Origin of the sequence: Acinetobacter sp. UBA3132 (assembly GCF_002364825.1) — a bacterium.
In the GTDB taxonomy this organism is placed as follows: Bacteria; Pseudomonadota; Gammaproteobacteria; order Pseudomonadales; family Moraxellaceae; genus Acinetobacter; species Acinetobacter schindleri.
The window spans coordinates 1-17,589 of sequence record NZ_DEZM01000083.1; the positions used below are offsets into that span (position 1 = coordinate 1).

Annotated in this window: 12 protein-coding genes; 9 read left to right on the forward strand and 3 right to left on the reverse strand. The window is 43.5% G+C overall.

Annotated features, from left to right (window positions below):
• The first annotated feature begins 86 nt into the window (after positions 1 to 86).
• Positions 87 to 551, forward strand: a complete 465-nt coding sequence (locus tag B4033_RS03780; protein WP_286832203.1) for a PaaI family thioesterase — start codon at positions 87 to 89, stop codon at positions 549 to 551.
• A 38-nt stretch (positions 552 to 589) separates the two neighbouring features.
• Here B4033_RS03780 and B4033_RS03785 read toward each other — a convergent pair whose 3' ends face one another.
• Both B4033_RS03785 and B4033_RS03790 read right to left on the reverse strand, forming a co-directional pair.
• Positions 590 to 2,650 (reverse strand): bifunctional diguanylate cyclase/phosphodiesterase, encoded by a 2,061-nt coding sequence (locus B4033_RS03785; RefSeq protein ID WP_286832205.1) that lies wholly within the window; start codon positions 2,648 to 2,650, stop codon positions 590 to 592.
• A 449-nt stretch (positions 2,651 to 3,099) separates the two neighbouring features.
• Positions 3,100 to 5,289: a carboxy terminal-processing peptidase gene (locus tag B4033_RS03790; protein WP_286832207.1), complete on the reverse strand. Its 2,190-nt coding sequence runs from the start codon at positions 5,287 to 5,289 to the stop codon at positions 3,100 to 3,102.
• 200 nt (positions 5,290 to 5,489) lie between these two features.
• Between B4033_RS03790 and nagZ the strand changes: the two genes are divergently transcribed.
• On the forward strand, positions 5,490 to 6,515 hold the full coding sequence (gene nagZ / locus B4033_RS03795; RefSeq protein WP_286832209.1) for a beta-N-acetylhexosaminidase: 1,026 nt from the start codon (positions 5,490 to 5,492) through the stop codon (positions 6,513 to 6,515).
• A 115-nt stretch (positions 6,516 to 6,630) separates the two neighbouring features.
• Positions 6,631 to 7,497 (forward strand): class I SAM-dependent methyltransferase, encoded by an 867-nt coding sequence (locus B4033_RS03800; protein ID WP_286832211.1) that lies wholly within the window; start codon positions 6,631 to 6,633, stop codon positions 7,495 to 7,497.
• Positions 7,498 to 7,551: 54 nt separating this feature from the next.
• On the opposite strand, the gene B4033_RS03805 is transcribed toward B4033_RS03800, so the two are convergent.
• On the reverse strand, positions 7,552 to 8,889 hold the full coding sequence (locus tag B4033_RS03805; protein WP_286832213.1) for an alpha/beta fold hydrolase: 1,338 nt from the start codon (positions 8,887 to 8,889) through the stop codon (positions 7,552 to 7,554).
• A 325-nt stretch (positions 8,890 to 9,214) separates the two neighbouring features.
• Between B4033_RS03805 and B4033_RS03810 the strand changes: the two genes are divergently transcribed.
• From B4033_RS03810 to B4033_RS03835, 6 genes are all read left to right on the forward strand, one after another.
• Entirely contained in the window at positions 9,215 to 10,477 is a 1,263-nt protein-coding gene (locus tag B4033_RS03810; RefSeq protein WP_286832215.1) for a glutamate-5-semialdehyde dehydrogenase, read from the forward strand.
• Positions 10,478 to 10,939: 462 nt separating this feature from the next.
• Positions 10,940 to 12,163, forward strand: a complete 1,224-nt coding sequence (locus B4033_RS03815; protein ID WP_004890138.1) for an acetate/propionate family kinase — start codon at positions 10,940 to 10,942, stop codon at positions 12,161 to 12,163.
• Between the two features lie 53 nt (positions 12,164 to 12,216).
• Entirely contained in the window at positions 12,217 to 14,355 is a 2,139-nt protein-coding gene (gene pta, locus B4033_RS03820) for a phosphate acetyltransferase (protein ID WP_286832220.1), read from the forward strand.
• Positions 14,356 to 14,603: 248 nt separating this feature from the next.
• Complete coding sequence (locus B4033_RS03825; RefSeq protein WP_286832223.1) at positions 14,604 to 15,992, forward strand: GntP family permease; 1,389 nt, start codon at positions 14,604 to 14,606, stop codon at positions 15,990 to 15,992.
• 36 nt (positions 15,993 to 16,028) lie between these two features.
• The gene (locus B4033_RS03830; protein ID WP_286832226.1) at positions 16,029 to 17,186 is read left to right on the forward strand and encodes an iron-containing alcohol dehydrogenase; all 1,158 of its coding nucleotides are present in this window, start codon (positions 16,029 to 16,031) and stop codon (positions 17,184 to 17,186) included.
• A gap of 49 nt (positions 17,187 to 17,235) precedes the next feature.
• The coding region (locus tag B4033_RS03835) for an aldehyde dehydrogenase family protein (protein WP_286832228.1) at positions 17,236 to 17,589 on the forward strand (354 nt) is incomplete at its 3' end.

The window sequence follows — 17,589 nt, forward strand, 5'->3', positions numbered from 1 at the left end:
TTTATGAAAGAGATCTATTTTAAGAGATCATTTAACCTTTATAAATTTATTGAAGCAACTGATCGCATTTAAATAAGGATAAAAAAATGACAAGGATTGCCTTTCAGGGTTTGTATGCTGAACCCTACACCCACTGTTATGGCTGTGGACGTGACAATCCACATGGTCATCAACTGAAAAGTTACTGGGACGTCCCTTTTGTACAGACTATTGCACATATTTGCCCCGCCTCTCATTATACCGGCGGTGTACCCGATCATCTGTATGGTGGCTTGATTGCATCTCTTCTGGACTGTCATGGTACAGCTTCTGCGGCAGCATTTAAAAGCCATACAGCTGGCATCGCCTTTGACGGTGGTGAAGCCTTAATTCGATGTGTCACTGGTAGTCTGAATATTCAGTTTATTCGACCGGTACCTGTGAATACTGAATTGGTGTTGACGGGTCGATTACTGAAAATTGAAGGCCGAAAAATCCAGATTGTACTTTCTCTGTCTGCCCATCAGATTGAATGTGCAAAAGCTGAAATGCTCGCTATTCAAATTAAGTAGCTCCTGAATTGAGAGGCTGATTGATAAAATTAAACAGATTAAGAAACGATAGCGGCTTCGGGTAAATCCTTCACACTAACTGGTCTACTGAATAGGAATCCTTGTAACTGCTGACAACCCAAACGGGTCAGGATGTCTGCCTGTAGCTGAGTTTCCACCCCTTCAGCAGTGACCTGTAAACCCAGCTTAATTGCAAGATGGATAATACTTTCCAGGATCATCTCTTCCTTGGAACCTGCGGTCAGGTCTGCAATAAATTCTTTATCGATTTTCAGCTCATTCACTGGCAGGTTCTTCAGATACAGGAAACTGGAATGCCCTGTACCAAAGTCATCAATTGCCAACTGAATCCCCATATCACGCAAGCGTTCCAGGGTACGCACACTGCTATCAATATGATGCATGGCTGTAGATTCAGTAATCTCAATCATCAAGTGATTCGGATTAATCTGGTAACGTGCTAACAGTTCTTCCAGATTTTTAAACAGGTTCTTATGTTCAAACTGCACGGCAGACAAATTAACAGCAATCGGGAAGAAATTCGTTCCTTCCGTTTCCCATTGATGAATCTGTTTACAGGCCTGCTCCAGTGCCCAATACCCCATCTGAATAATCAGGCCGGTTTTTTCCGCCCCCCGGATAAACATTACTGGTGATAACAAGCCCAGTGCCGGGTGCCGCCAGCGGATCAAGGCTTCAACCCCACAAATCTGCAAATCTTCGGTACGATATTTAGGCTGGTAATACAGCTCAAACTGGTGTTCTTCAACCGCTTTATACAGGTCATTAATCAGCTTGCTCTGACTTCTGGATTCCTTTTCATCATTGCTGAAATTGAACAATGAGTAGGTATTACGCCCCTGATTTTTGGAGGTCAGCATAGCTGAATCGGCATTGATCAGAAGATCCTGAACATTTTGACCATGTTCCGGATACATTGAAATACCAATACTCCCTGAAACATTAATCACCTTGCCAGCAATCGTAAAGCTTTCCTGAATCATGCTTAAAATCTTTTCAGCGACTTCAGCGGCCTGTTGTGGTTCTGCATTTTCCAGAATCAACAAGAATTCATCACCCCCAATTCGCAGTAATCTCGAGTGCTCATTGAGTAAACTATGAATCCGGTTAGCCAGCTGGATCAGGAGCTGGTCCCCCACATGATGCCCAAAGACATCATTTACTGCTTTGAAGCGGTCAAGATCAATATACAGAAAGGCAAACTGTGCATTACGGTAATGATGATCATTAAACAGAAAGTGAGAATACTCTGCCAGATAAAAACGATTGGGTAACTTGGTTAGATTATCCTGCACAGCCAGATTGGCCAGCTCTTTATTGGCCTCAGCCAGCTGACGATTGCGATGCTCAAGACGCTGTTCCAGCATGGCTACACAGAAACCGGCAACAAGAACCAGACAGGTAATGAAAACTACAGTAATCAGTAATTCGCGCTCAAGCGTGGACATTTCGGCCAAGCCTTCACCCACTATGGAATGAAAACTGGTCGCTGCCATCCCGGTATAGTGCATCCCGACAATGGAGAAAGTTAGCATCAATGCCACACCGGCTTTCAGCCAGAAGCTACGGCGAGCAATACTGCGATTCTTAAACAGCATCCAGAAGCCTAAACCAGCCCCGCTAATCGCAATGAGTACCGAACAGATCACCAGTACCGGATCATAGCGGATCACATAACCCTGCACCACCATACTTATCATGCCTGTGTAGTGCATGCCGGAAATTCCCAGCCCCATTAATACCGCGCCGAGTACCAGACGGGGAAAAGGCAGGGTTTGTCGTGTCGTCAGCCAGATGGCAAAGGTCGAGGCGATAAAAGCAATAATGTAAGAGGTAACAGTCAGTCCGGAATCAAAATAGGTATTGTCTGGCAAATGACTGGCGGTCATGCCGACAAAGTGCATACACCAGATAGAGAATCCTAAAATCGCACCACTTGTAACCAGAATCAGCTTTTCATATTTGGGAGGAACTTTATCAAATAACAGCTGTTCAATTGAAATGGCAAGAAAACAAACTACCAAAGCTACAATGAGCGAGCCTATAACCAGATTAATGTCATAATGAACATGAATCATATAAGAGTCCTGTAGAAGCTTGCTTTCCCGAACTGCTTAAGCCCACATTGCATCTTTACCTGCCTAACTCGAGGGCACCCAAGAACATTGCTCAACCCATACACCTTTGGTCATATTTGACCCATAAAAAATTTTTAATTTATCGATACTTGAACCGCAATATTTAAAGCACAACAAAAACTATAATTTTACTGACTTAAATCCAAATCTGACAAAAATAAGAAATATGTGACATATATTAAAAGTGTTTCAAGTTTTAGCAAATGGTTAAATTCATTCATTGACTAGAATTTAGCAGATCTAGATCACAACATTATGAATTTCAACAAAACAGATAGCATTTTTAACACTTATCAACTTTTTCTTGTTTACTATTTTTCAACAAAAAATAGAAAAACAGCCTGCATATGCAGGCTGTTAGTCAAATTAAATTCTTCGATTCTGAATAACTATTTCGCTTTTCCTTGTAAACGGGCATAGTCATGCAAAACATTGGCAGCTTCTACAACAAATACTTCCTCTTCAGGGAGCTGCGGACGATCTTTAGCTTTCATCTTGGCACGTGCTTCAATCAATGCATCCATTGAGGCCTGATAGCTTTCCCAGTTTGGATAAGGTTTCTGACCCGTTGCTACACGACGTGCATTTTCAGATTCCAAGGTCTTACGTTCAAGTTCCAGCAATTCCGCTTTACGCTGATTCAGATCCAATACTAGACGCTTTTTCTCGTCAGTTTTCTTGGCAATCGCTGTACGTTGCTCAAGATACTTGAATTGTGGATCCAGATTGACACGAACCTGTGAGCTCTTGATCAGATCAGGTACATATTTCTGTACTTCACCTTCACGTTTAAAGGGTGCCGTCGGAATGGTATCCCACTGCAAGGCATTTTTAGCCTTACGCTCACCAAACTCTTCATTGTAAATATCGACCAGTTTGATATCCGGGACCACACCCTTGTTCTGGGTACTGCCACCAGTGATACGATAGAACTTACGTTGTGTCAGTGTAGCCTGTCCATGCGCCAAGGTATCCAGCTGTACTTGTGCAGTACCTTTACCTGTCGTGGTGCTACCAATGACAATACCACGTTCATAATCCTGAATTGCAGCAGAGTAGATTTCACTTGCCGATGCAGAAGCGAGGTTGACCATGACCGCCAGTGGACCAGCATAGGTCTGTGCACCGCCATCATCATCTTCAAAGACACTGACATTGCCATTGCCATCACGAATCTGTACCACTGGACCAGACTTGATCACTTGCCCCAGCATACGTGCAACTTCTTCTAATGAACCACCTGGATTATTGCGCAAATCAACAATAATCCCTTCCACATTCTTGGCTGAAAGTTCTTTCAGGGCATTGTTGGTATCTTCAGATACAGAACGATAATCTGTACCCGCACGTCGTGCACGATAGTTCAGGTAAAATGATGGAATTTCAATCACACCATATTGATACTTCTTGCCATCTCGCTGAATCTCGACCACACGGGTACGTACGCCAGCATCTTCTTCCTGGATCACATCACGGGTAATAGTGACATTACGCGCCTGTCCGAGTGTTGCGCCAGCACCCAGCAATTTTAAAGTAACTTTAGTACCACGTTTACCACGAATCAGACCGACAATTTCATTACTCGGCCAACCAATGACATCGACCATTGGTCCGCCATCCTGAGCGACCCCAATAATACGGTCACCGGATTTCACCTGACCTGATTTACTCGCTGGACCACCTTCCACAATAGTTTCAATCTTGGTATAGTCTTCATTGCCACGTTCTGGGCGAATTGAAACACCCACACCTTCAAGCTGTAAAGTCGTTTGGCGGTTTAGTTCCATCGCATCCACAGGCGGGAAATAATTGCTGTGTGGATCATAGGTCAGCATCATGGCATTCAGGGTTTTATCCAGCACATCATCACTCTTGATGCGACTTAAACGTTCAAGCTGACGGGTATAACGCTTGGTTAAGGTTTGTGCCGGTGTCAAATCCTCTGGACCACTCAGATCCTGACCATTGGCCAGTTCTGGGTTGTCTTTTAATGCTTTCTGTTTGGCCTGCTCTTCTTCTTTACTGATGGTCAGATTAATCAGCTGAGAAACCAGCATTTTTGACCAGTAAGCGCGTTGTTCTTCAGGTGTCTTGAAGAATGGGGCTTTCTCACGGTCAGTCTCAATATAAACATTACTTTGATTCAGGTTTTGAGGCTTTTTCAGTTCATCCAGCATAAAGGTATAGAACTGCTTGAGGCGTTCACTATAATGTGCATGAATCTCAAATGGGCCAGCCAGATTGCCTGCTTTCAAGTTGGCACCAAAATTGGCACCATAACGTTTTTTATAGTTATCAATTTCAGGTGCCAGGAACAGGCTATGCTCCGTATCCAGGCTATCAATATAAAAATCAAAAATGCGCTGTGAGGTTTGAGCATCCAGACGCATATTTAAATAGTGCTGACGATCCACTAAAGTAGCCAGCTGCCTAGATACGAGCGCTTGTTCTTGAGATGGTTGAAGGGCTTTGCTTACGACTTCTGATTTTTCAGCAGCAATCGCGTCGCTCACCACATGGGTAAAAAAGAATCCGCCTGTCGCAACTGCAACTGCGCAAGCTACTGTTTGAAGTTTCATAAATAATTCGTACTTCCTTGGCCTTTTGACCAATTTAACCGTGTCGTTTTCCGATCTGAAATAAACGTATCCGCGATCTTAAACAACTTAATAAGTTTATGTTGTGTAGTTTTATCATATTCTGTGCAGTCAAAGTGTAGCAAAAGATTGCAGAAATCAGGTATTGTTTTCGCTGAAAAATTCTAATATGGACACCGCATATGATTGGCGCATTGATGCTCGACATCGCTGGCACTCACCTTACCCAGGAAGATATTGAACTGCTACAGGCTCCGCAGGTTGGCGGGGTCATTCTGTTTGGCCGTAATATTGAATCACCTGCACAGGTTCGCGCCCTGACAGATCATATGCGTCAGATTTGCCCGGATATTTTGATTGCAGTCGATCAGGAAGGTGGTCGCGTTCAACGCTTAAAACAGGGCTTTACTTTACTCCCGGCCATGGGTCGTTTTGGAGAACTTTACCAAAGCGAACCTGAACGTGCATTACAACTGTCAGAGAAATGTGGCTGGTTAATGGCAATTGAAGTGCTGGCAGTCGGCATTGATTTTAGTTTTGCTCCTGTGCTGGATCTGAATGACATCAGCGATGTTATTGGTGACCGTAGTTTTGCCACAAATATTCAGGACATCATTCCACTGGCAAGCGCTTTCCTGAAAGGTATGAAACGTGCTGGCATGGCATCGACCGGCAAACACTTCCCGGGTCATGGTTCTGTAAAAGCCGATTCTCATGTGGCAGCGGCCGTAGATCCACGCAGCTATGAAGAAATCCAGCAAAAAGACATGCAGACCTTTATTCAGCTACAGTCACAACTGGATGCCTTGATGCCAGCGCATGTGATCTACAGTCAGGTCGATCCCAATCCAGCCGGTTTTTCAGAATTCTGGATTCAGAAAATCTTACGTCAGGAACTTGGTTTTGACGGTGTATTGTTCTCGGATGATTTGAGTATGCAAGCTGCCTGTGTCGCAGGTGGCGCTGATGCCCGTATTCAGGCAGCGCTGAAGGCAGGTTGTGATATGGGTCTGGTCTGTAACGACCGGGCAGCACAATGTCTGGCACTTGAGGGGATTGTAGATTTACCATTGCCGAATCAGGAACGTTTAGAGCATATGCGCGGTCGTATTCCTCAGATTCAGATTGATGACGTTTTAGATCTTGGCAAAGAATGGCGTCACGTTCGTGATGAAATTACAGAATTTAGAAATCAGGTGGCTTCATAAGCAGATTTGGGTAATACGATTTAGGAATACGATAAAAGGAACACCATAAGTGTTCCTTTTTGTTTATGATGTAAAAATACAAAAACTTATACAATAACAATAAGGTCAGGAAGACATGACACAACCACTCTCGCAACATCGACATATCTCTTTTACTGCGCACTATACCGGCTATATCTGGTACCAAATGGGAATTTCTCATCCAGTGTTTGCGACTGGGCGAGGTAAATTTCTCGCTGCATTGGTCCATCCCTTGGAAACCTGGGCTGAAAAGCACGTGGGCGGCAGTATGCGTACTACCTTAAAACAGCGCCACCAGATGATTGATGAACATCTCTGTCAGCTCATTACTCAGCACCCACAGCTACAAGTACTGGAAATTGCTTGCGGACTATCTCCGCGTAGCTGGAATTTCAGACAAAAATTTCCTGAAATCAATTACCGCGAACTTGATCTGCCAGATATGGCCAAGATCAAAACTCAGGCGCTGAAAATTCTGGATCAGGATGCACCAGAAGTCTTGACTGCTGATATTTTTAGTGCAGAGCTGGCCAATATTTTTCAGGTTTTTGATTCTGAACGACCACTAGTAGTCATCAGCGAAGGACTGATTAACTACTTTGACAAGGACATGTTGCACACCTTATTAAAAGGTATTGCCGAGTATGGACAACGCTTTCCGGAAATTTATTACCTCAGCGATATTTACCCTGAACCCGTGAAGAATCGATTAGCCAGCTTTATCTGGACATGCAGCCGCTTACTAAAGTTTATGTCACGTAGTGCTTTTACTTTCCACTTTAAGTCCCCTCAAGAATTACAGCAGTTTTGTCAGCAGACCGGTTTTATAGAGGTAGAAGTAAAACAGCCGCAGCGCTATTTTGCCCAACCTCAGCAGTCCAATCCCACAATTGAACAAGATGAACATTTAGGTGATCTAGTCTGGATGATTCATGCGACCAAAAAAAACAGCGTTGAATAACGCTGTTTTTTTTCAAAGTATCTATTTAACTTTCAAATTCAGGCCGGGAGCATTCTAAACGACTGCATCCAGCACTTGTGCTTCAAGTAAAGCTTTTTGAGTCTGCACAAAACCTAGCAAACGTTCCGCCACTTCAAAACTACCGTGCTTAAACAAGGCACGAATCTGCGTTTCATCATGCTGGAAAATCAGGCATTCAATTTTGAACTCACCTTCTTCATCTTCCAGATGCAAAGCCAAATCCCTTGGATACTGGATGGCCTGCTGCACCTGCGCTTCTTCCATTTCAAATAAGACACCAAAGAAACTTAAATCCACAATAGTGGTAGGCAAACGCAGATCCGAGTGTCGATGGCTCAGGAAACGTTCTGGCTCTTGTACCGGAATACGGTCTTCACCACGACGTTCAAGTTTCAGCATCTGTTCCCGAGTAAAGGGAATAATCCCTTCCAGCTGATCTACGGGTTCATCACGCAGGAAAGTGGCGAACAGATGCATGGTTTCTTTACGGCGCTGCAGCTGCGGTACATGGTCGGCACTGGCAATCTGTACATACTGCATGTCTGGACACTGTAGGGCAAAGCCAGCATTTTCATGCGGCAGGGTAAAACTGTCATATTGGCCGCAAGCAACGAGTACTTTACATTGTGGAATGGGTACATGTTTCAGGCGTAATAGACGGTTGCAGTTAACATCATAACGATCCTGCTCAGTTGCGGTAAACTCTGCCATCTGTCTAAAAAACAGTCGCTTGGCCGTCGGTGACATACGGGTTTCTTTTAAACGGGCATGATTGACCAGATACAAAATGACAGCTTGACCAAACTCGTTCATACGCCCTTCTTTCATCAGGTGCAGGGATTCTTCCAGCAACATCCGCCAGCTCTTGCGGGTCTTTTGCATCACCCCCATCAGGATCATGCGATCCACCAGCTCAGGACGCTGATCTGCCAAACAGGAAGCCACGACAGATCCTAATGACATGCCCAATACTGCAACCTTAGGCAAGCACATTTGCTCTAGCCAGCGCCCTAGCATGCCTGCGAGATCTTCCAGTTCCAGAGAGCCTGCAGAGACGCCAGTATCCACATTGGTGATCTGCTGGTTAGCGCCCATTGAAGGCAAGTCAATCAGGATGATTGGACCTGCAGCGAACAGCTGCTCTACACAGTATTTATAGGAATTAAAGTTCTGAAATGCCCCACCAATAATAACCATCGGTGTCATATGCAGGGTTTCAGGGCGGGCAATTGCCATATATTCAATTTTCCAGCCATCCATCCAGGTCGTACGTGGTGGCTGTTTAAAACTGTTTTTATCGTATAGATCAAAAAACGCATAGTGGCTGTGTTGCTCAATGCGGTGGTGGTCCATCTGGATAATGGAATTCATCTTCCTTTCCTCCATCCTTGCCTTATTTTTATTGTGCAAGCAATTATTGAGAGATTTCATGCTTCAAGATCAAATGTGAAAGATCTGAATACGCGTCCTACTCTTTATTTATTATTGAATTCGACATCAATGTCGCTGTCATTCATTCTATACAGAGGTTCTTTTTACAAGCAACTAATCTTGCAACCGCTTGTCTGCTTTTAAAGATAAAACGATTTCAAAATGTTTAACGATTGTAAAAGCACATGAAATTTAGCCAGCAGACTTCATTGTATCGGCTCAGGCTGTTAATATCAGAAGGATATTTCTAAGTGATCGAACCGCTATGCAAGAGTCTATTGAACAATATATGCAAACGGTAGGACAGCAGGCTCGTCAGGCTTCACGCGTCTTGGCGCGTGCGTCCACCCAAACAAAAAATGATGCATTGTCAGCAATTTATACTGCTTTAAAAAACAGTGAAGCTGCGATTTTGGCTGCCAATCAGATTGATATGACCAAAGCGCATAGCAATAATCTGGACAGTGCTCTCCTCGATCGCTTAGAACTGACTCCCGCACGCTTCAAAGGCATGCTACAGGGCTTAAATGATGTGATTAGCCTGGTCGATCCGATTGGTGAAATTACCGATATGGCCTATCGTCCATCTGGTATTCAGCTGGGCAAAATGCGCGTACCTCTGGGCGTAGTCGGCATGATCTATGAATCACGTCCAAACGTGACCCTGGAAGCAGCATCTTTAGCACTGAAATCTGGTAATGCCATTATTTTACGTGGCGGTTCGGAAGCACTTGAATCTAACCAGGCCATTGCCAAAGCGATTCAACACGGCTTGCAGGTTTCAGGCCTACCAGAAGCAGCCGTGCAAGTGATCAATACCACAGACCGTGCAGCAGTGGGTCAGCTGATTACCATGTCTGAATATGTCGATGTGATTGTGCCTCGTGGTGGTAAGGGCCTGATTGAACGCATTACCAATGATGCGCGTATACCAGTAATCAAGCATCTTGACGGTAATTGTCATGTGTATGTAGAAGCCCAGGCAGACTTGCTCAAAGCCTTGCCTATTGCCCTGAATGCTAAAACTCATCGCTACGGCGTATGTAATGCCATGGAAACTTTGCTGGTCGATGAAAAAGTTGCGGAAGAGTTCCTGCCACGTATTGCTGAACTGTATGAAGAAAAACAGGTAGAACTGCGTGGTTGTCCTGCAACTCGCCGTATTCTGGAAAATGCAGTACCTGCTTCAGAAGAAGACTGGTATACCGAATATCTTGGTCCGATCCTGGCAGTTAAGGTGGTTTCTGGGGTTGAAGAAGCGATTGAACATATCAATAAATATGGTTCACATCATACCGATTCAATCATCACTGAAAACTACAGTATTGCGCGTGAATTTTTAGCTGGTGTGGATTCAAGCTCGGTAATGATTAACGCCTCGGCCCGCTTTGCTGATGGCTTTGAATATGGCCTCGGTGCAGAAATCGGTATTTCAACCGACAAGATTCATGCCCGTGGTCCGGTTGGCCTTGAAGGTCTGACTTCACAGAAATGGATCGTATTTGGTGACGGCCAGATTCGTCAATAACAATGCAGTAAGAAATCATTTTCAGCTCTGTTCGCAGGGCTGATTTTTTTTATAGAAGGAATGAAGAAAACAAAAAAACAGCTGAGTGAACCTTCAGGTCATCTTTTATGAAGATTATCTTTGGAAATTTGTAGCTTGTTTAAATTTACAGCAATTCAATGTATAAACTATAAAAATTGAATCTGTTTAGCATGCTTTATAAGGTTTATTGGCTCAACGCTATTTTGAATGAGGTCTGCTTTTACTACTATTTCATTGATAAATGAAAACGATGAACTGATAAATTTTAATTATAACTGGCAAAATGATCGATAGTGCTTAAGTCTAATCACCTAAAGTCTATCTAGGACAGAAAAATATCGCATGTTACAACTGCATCACTGATCTAAATTGCATCGCCTAGGCGCACAAAATAGATCAATCAAATGGATGAGAATTTTAATTAGAATCGGGTAAACAATCGTGTCTAAATCAGTATTAGTTATTAATTGTGGCTCTTCTTCAATCAAGTTTGCCTTATTACTTGAAGAACAGAATTTCCGTATTCACGGCTTAGCTGAGAACTTAGGCACAGAAAATGCCCGTATTAAAGGTGTGACTGTCGGTAATGAACCGGTAGACATCCATATCCCATTTGCAGATCATAAAAAAGCACTGGAAGTTGGTCTGGAGCGTCTAGCCAATTATAAACCAGATGCGATTGGTCACCGTGTGGTACACGGCGGCAGCTTGACTAAAGCCGAACTGATCAATGATGAAATTATTGAAAAAATTCGTGAAGCTACCCCGCTTGCACCGCTACATAATCCAGCACACCTGATTGGAATTGAAGCAACGCAACGCCTGTTCCCGGATCTGCCACAGGTTGCAGTATTCGATACCGCGTTCCATCAAACCATGCCAGCACATGCTTACCGTTATGCTGTGCCTAAATTCCTTTACACTGACTTTGGTGTACGCCGTTACGGTTTCCATGGTACCAGCCATGCTTATGTATCTGAGCGCGGTTCTGAACTGGCTGGCAGCTTCAAACAAGGTGGCTGGTTAACAGCACATCTGGGTAATGGAAGTTCAACCTGTGCCGTATGGAATGGGCAAAGTGTCGATACTTCTATGGGTCTGACTCCACTGGAAGGTCTGGTAATGGGCACCCGTAGTGGTGATGTTGACCCAAGTCTGCATAGCTTCCTGGCAGCGAATCTGGGCTGGGACGTCTATAAAATTGACAGAATGCTGAACAAAGAAAGTGGCTTGCTCGGTTTATCAGACAATCTGTCTAATGACATGCGTACGCTGATCGAAGCTTCTGAAAATGGCAATGAAGATGCAACGCTTGCAATTGAAGTATTCTGCTACCGTCTAGCAAAATCACTGGCTGCTTTAAGCTGTGGTCTACCGCGTCTTGATGGTCTGTTCTTCACAGGTGGTATCGGTGAAAACTCAGCTTATATCCGTGAAAAAACTATGGCTTACCTGCCACATTTTGGCTTCAATCTCGATAAAGATGCTAATAATGTATTAAAGCGTGGTACTGAAGGTCGCATCGATAATGGTACAGGCCCACAAATCTGGGTCGTACCAACCGATGAAGAAGGCCGTATCGCCAAAGAAACCCACAGCGTGGTTGAGCAGGAAGTGGAGAACACCACTGCAAAAAAGTCTGAACCTGAGGCTACGCTTGCTTAAGCAAGTGTAGGATTCCTATACCTTCTATTTGATTTTAGATATTTGAATACGCTATGAAGACCATTCTATTAGTTCCGACTGGGGAAGGCGTTGGTTTAACGTCTGCATGCTTAGGCCTGATTTACGCACTGGAATGCCAAGGTGTAAAGGCTGGTTTTGTTAAACCATTTTCTCAGGAAATTACGGATACGGCAGACCGTACCACTGCCCTGTATCGTCATATCTCCAATGCAAAGACTGTGGAACCCATCAGCTATAACACAATGATGCAACGTCTCAGTCATGGCGAGCAGGATGAACTTCTAGAGGATGCCGTGCGTCTGCATCGTGAAATTGCCCGCAATCACGACCTGATTATTGTAGAAGGTGTAGTGCCAAATGGTCGTGACAGCTTTGTCGATGAACTGAATGCTTCTCTGGCTCAGGCGCTCGATGCCAAAGTCGTTATTGTCAGCAATGCCGATATCCGTCATCCAGTGCAAACAGCAGAAAAAGTTGAAAATCAGATTCGCAATTTTGGTGGTGCAAGCTCAACACGCCTGTCTAGTATCCTGTTCATGCGTACCAAAGGCTTACCTGAAGAATCTGCCCAGATTCCAGTGACCATTGATCCAGAACTGCGTCTGACTGCTGAAACTGAACAGTTTGTACAAGCTATTCAGAAAACCCATCCATATATCGGCTCTGACAAACTACCAGTGATTGGCTTGGTTCCGTTTAGTAAAACTCTGAGCGTGCCACGTATGTCCGATCTGGCTGCACATATTTCTGCGCTATGGATCCATCAAGGTGAAGCGACTCAACGTCGTGTTCAGCATAGCAGCCTGATTGCATCCAGCATTGAACATGAACTGCATAAATTTGTCGCGGGTGAACTGATCATTACTGCCTCTGACCGGGTCGATGTGCTGCTGGCAAGTAGCTTGGCGAGCTGTAATGGTATTCCACTGGCGGGGTTAGTCCTGACTGAGCAACATCAGCCAAATGAACAGGTGCTAGGCTTCTGCCAGTCTGCAATTAAACATGGCCTGCCAATTTTACATACTCCATTAAGCACATTCGAAACTGCGCAGAAGCTGGCCAATCTTGGCAATGAAATTCCAGTTGATGATACAGAACGTGCTGATCAGGTCACCCGTTTTGTATCTAGCCATATCAACCCAGACTGGCTGATTCAGATGCTAAATGGCACCTACAAGCCACGCCTGTCTCCTTCTGCTTTCCGTCATGAATTGGTACAGAAATCGATTGCAGCAAAAAAACGTATTGTGCTACCTGAAGGTGATGAGCCACGCACCATTCAGGCCGCGGCTATCTGTCAGTCACGTGGTATTGCGCATTGTATTCTGCTGGCGAAACCTGAAGCTGTACTGGAAGTTGCCAAAGCACGTGGTATTGAATTGCCAGAAGGTTTAGAAATTGTCGATCCTGACCTGATTCGAGACGACTATGTCGAAAAAATGGTAACGCTGCGTAAAGGCAAGCTGAATGAACTGCAAGCCAAAGAGCAGCTGCAAGATACTGTTGTTTTAGGCACGATGATGCTAGCCCTTGATCAGGTGGATGGCCTGGTATCTGGTGCAGTTCACACTACTGCAAATACTGTGCGTCCAGCCTTCCAGCTGATTAAGACTGCGCCAGATTATTCACTGGTTTCTTCGGTGTTCTTTATGCTGTTACCAGATGAAGTATATGTATATGGTGACTGCGCGATTAATCCGGATCCGGATGCTGCACAACTGGCAGAAATTGCCATCCAGTCTGCTGACTCGGCAAAAGCTTTTGGTATTGACCCACGTATTGCCATGATTTCTTACTCTACTGGAACTTCTGGTGCCGGTGCTGATGTAGAGAAAGTGGCAGAAGCTACCCGTATTGCCAAGGAACGTCGCCCTGACCTGTTGATTGATGGTCCATTGCAATATGACGCTGCATCGGTTGAAAGCGTGGGTCGTCAAAAAGCACCAGACTCCCAAGTAGCTGGTCGTGCCAATGTCTTCATCTTCCCGGATTTAAATACAGGTAACACTACTTATAAAGCGGTGCAACGCGCAGCAAATGTGGTGAGTGTTGGTCCAATGCTGCAAGGCCTGAATAAGCCAGTAAATGACTTGTCACGTGGTGCCTTGGTAGATGATATCGTCTTTACCATTGCACTCACTGCGATTCAGGCGGATCAGCAAGGTCAATAGATATATTCTAAATTTTTAAAACCACCCATAAGGGTGGTTTTTTATTCTGTTTAAGTAATTTTGTATTTAAAACATATATTTATTTTTCATGTAAAAATTCATCTATTAATAATTTTGTTTAGTAATAGAAATACATTACTAAAAGAGCTTGACTTCCTTTTGCATAAATTATATACATCAATAATGATACGAATCGTATCATTATATGGAAATTATAAGAATATTTAAAATAGACAGGATGTGTGCTCATGATAGGACTAATAGGAATTGTCTTATCCTTAATATTGCTCATGTATCTAGCATATAAAGGATTTAGCGTAATTATTTTGGCACCTGCTTTAGCATTATTTGCCGTGCTTTGGAGTGGGTATAGTCATGAATTACTCGGGTTTTACTCACAAGTTTTTATGACTGGCCTCGGTGGTTACATCATCAAATATTTCCCGTTGTTTTTACTTGGCGCTATTTTCGGGAAATTAATGGATGACTCGGGTTCAGCAAATACTATTGCTAACTTCTTTGTAAATAAATTAGGTCATCACCGTGCAATGCTTTCAATTGTATTGTCATGCGCAGTACTGACATATGGCGGGGTTTCGCTGTTTGTTGTTGGTTTTGCCGTCTTTCCAATTGCAGCCGCATTATTTAGAGAACTAAATATCCCTAAACGGTTGATTCCAGGTGCAATCATGTTAGGCGCATTGACCTTTACAATGACTGCATTACCAGGCACACCAGCGATTCAGAATGCTATTCCAATGCCTTTCTTTGGAACAGATCTTTATGCAGCACCTGGTTTGGGAATAATTTCCTCAATCTTTATGCTAATTGCAGGTATGTGGTGGCTTAATCGCAGAATTGCGCATGCTGCTGCAAATAATGAGGGCTATGGGAATCATATAGAACATCATCAAGGCCCGCGTCACCAAGCAGGTCCTAGCTTGATGATCGCATTTGTCCCAATTATTGTGGTGATTGTGGCAAACCTTGTTTTAACTAAATTGATCTTACCTCAGCTTGACGTTTCATATTTAGCCACAGATAAATTTGGTAATACCTCTCTTAACTCTGTTGTTGGTTTATGGGCCATTATCTGCGCCTTAGTACTTGCCTGTTTAACTATTATTTTCTGTAACTGGAACAGGATTGCTGATGTTAAAGAGTCACTACAACAAGGTGTATCTTCTTCTTTCTTGCCTATTTTTAACACAGCATCAGAAGTAGGTTATGGCTCAGTCATCGCTTCCTTAGCTGGCTTCCTCATTCTTAGAGACTTTCTTGTAGGGCTTGCACCTCATAACCCTCTGATCTCAGAAGCAATCGTAATTAATGTCTTAGCCGGTATTACAGGTTCTGCTTCTGGTGGTTTGAGTATTGCCTTAAATACGATGGGTGAAACCTATATGAATTTGGCAATTGAATTCGGAATCAATCCAGAACTTATGCATCGTGTCGCCTCCATGGCTTCTGGTGCACTAGACTCTCTCCCTCACAACGGCGCGGTGATTACCATTATTACTTTATGTGGACTGACACATAAACAATCCTATTACGACATGTTTGTCGTCGCAGTCATTATTCCATTAATTGCACTGACGGGTGTTATTACACTTGGAACAATGTTTGGTTCTTTTTAAAACAAGTTGGAAAGTTATTAATAAAGGAAGATATGAATGACCCATACTATTAATTTGCCAAGAATTATGGAAATTGGTAAAAACTCAAGATTTAAACTCCCAGAAATATTAAAAACTATAGGATGCAGCAAGCCACTTATTATCACAGATAAAGTGATGGTCTCGCTGGGTTATGTTTCAGAAATCCAGAATATTCTCAATGAGGCAAATATCACATCCGAATATTTTGATGAAACTATACCAGAACCGACATCGGGCTCTATTGAAGCAGGTGTAGTCAAAGTTAGATCAAGTCAATACGATTCAATTATCGCGGTTGGCGGTGGTAGTCCAATTGATAGTGCCAAAGCTATTAGTATCTTGGGAAAGTTTGGTGGTGAGATTCATGACTATAAATTTCCTCGCCAGGTCAATGAAACAGGTTTGCCTATTATTGCCATTCCAACGACAGCTGGTACCGGCTCTGAATGTACACGTTTTACGATTATTACCAATGATACAACAAGTGAAAAAATGCTCTGTGCGGGAATAGGCTTTCTCCCTATTGCTGCGATCGTAGACTATCAATTAACTATGTCTTTACCTGCCCGGACAACAGCAGATACAGGTATTGATGCTTTAACCCACGCCATAGAAGCTTATGTGAGTAAAAAAGCAAGTCCTTATAGTGATGCACAAGCTATCGCTGCTATGCGTTTGATCGGTCCTAACTTACAACGTGTCTACCAGGAACCAAGCAATGAACTTGCGCGAGAAAGCATGATGCTTGGATCTACCTTGGCCGGTATCGCCTTTTCAAATGCCTCCGTGGCTCTCGTTCATGGTATGAGTCGACCAATAGGTGCTTTTTTCCATGTACCTCATGGCCTTTCCAACGCTATGTTATTACCCATGATTACTGAATATTCAATTGCAGCTGCACCTGAACGCTATGCTGATTGTGCCCGTGCCATTGGGGTCGCACATATTGATGATCATGATGATGTGGCCAACCAGAAATTGGTATCTGCACTTATTCAAATCAATCAAGAACTACAAGTTCCTACTCTTGCGGAATTTGGAGTTGAAAAGACACATTTTGATGAAGTCGTTCAGACTATGGCAGAACAGGCTTTAGCTTCTGGCTCACCAGGTAATAATCCACGTGTACCCTCTATTCCAGAAATGGTCGAACTTTATAACAAGCTTTGGTAATTCAGGATTCAAAAAATCACCTAATCATATTTATTTAAGGAATTAGATTATGACAACTATCGGACATTTTATTAATGGTGAAACTTGCTTAGAAGCTCATCGCACTCAACCAGTTTTTAATCCATCAACTGGTACTTCAGAAAATGAAGTTGCGATTGCAAGTAAGCAAACAGTCGAACAGGCCATTGCCGCTGCAGAAGCTGCTTTTCCAGAATGGCGTAACACACCTGTACTCAAACGTGCTCGGGTAATGTTTAAATTTAAAGAATTACTTGAGAAAAATGCAGATAAAATCTGCGAGCTGATCGGTAGTGAACACGGTAAAATTGTTCATGATGCAGCAGGTGAACTACAACGTGGTATTGAAAATGTAGAATATGCCTGTGGTGCTCCTGAATTCCTA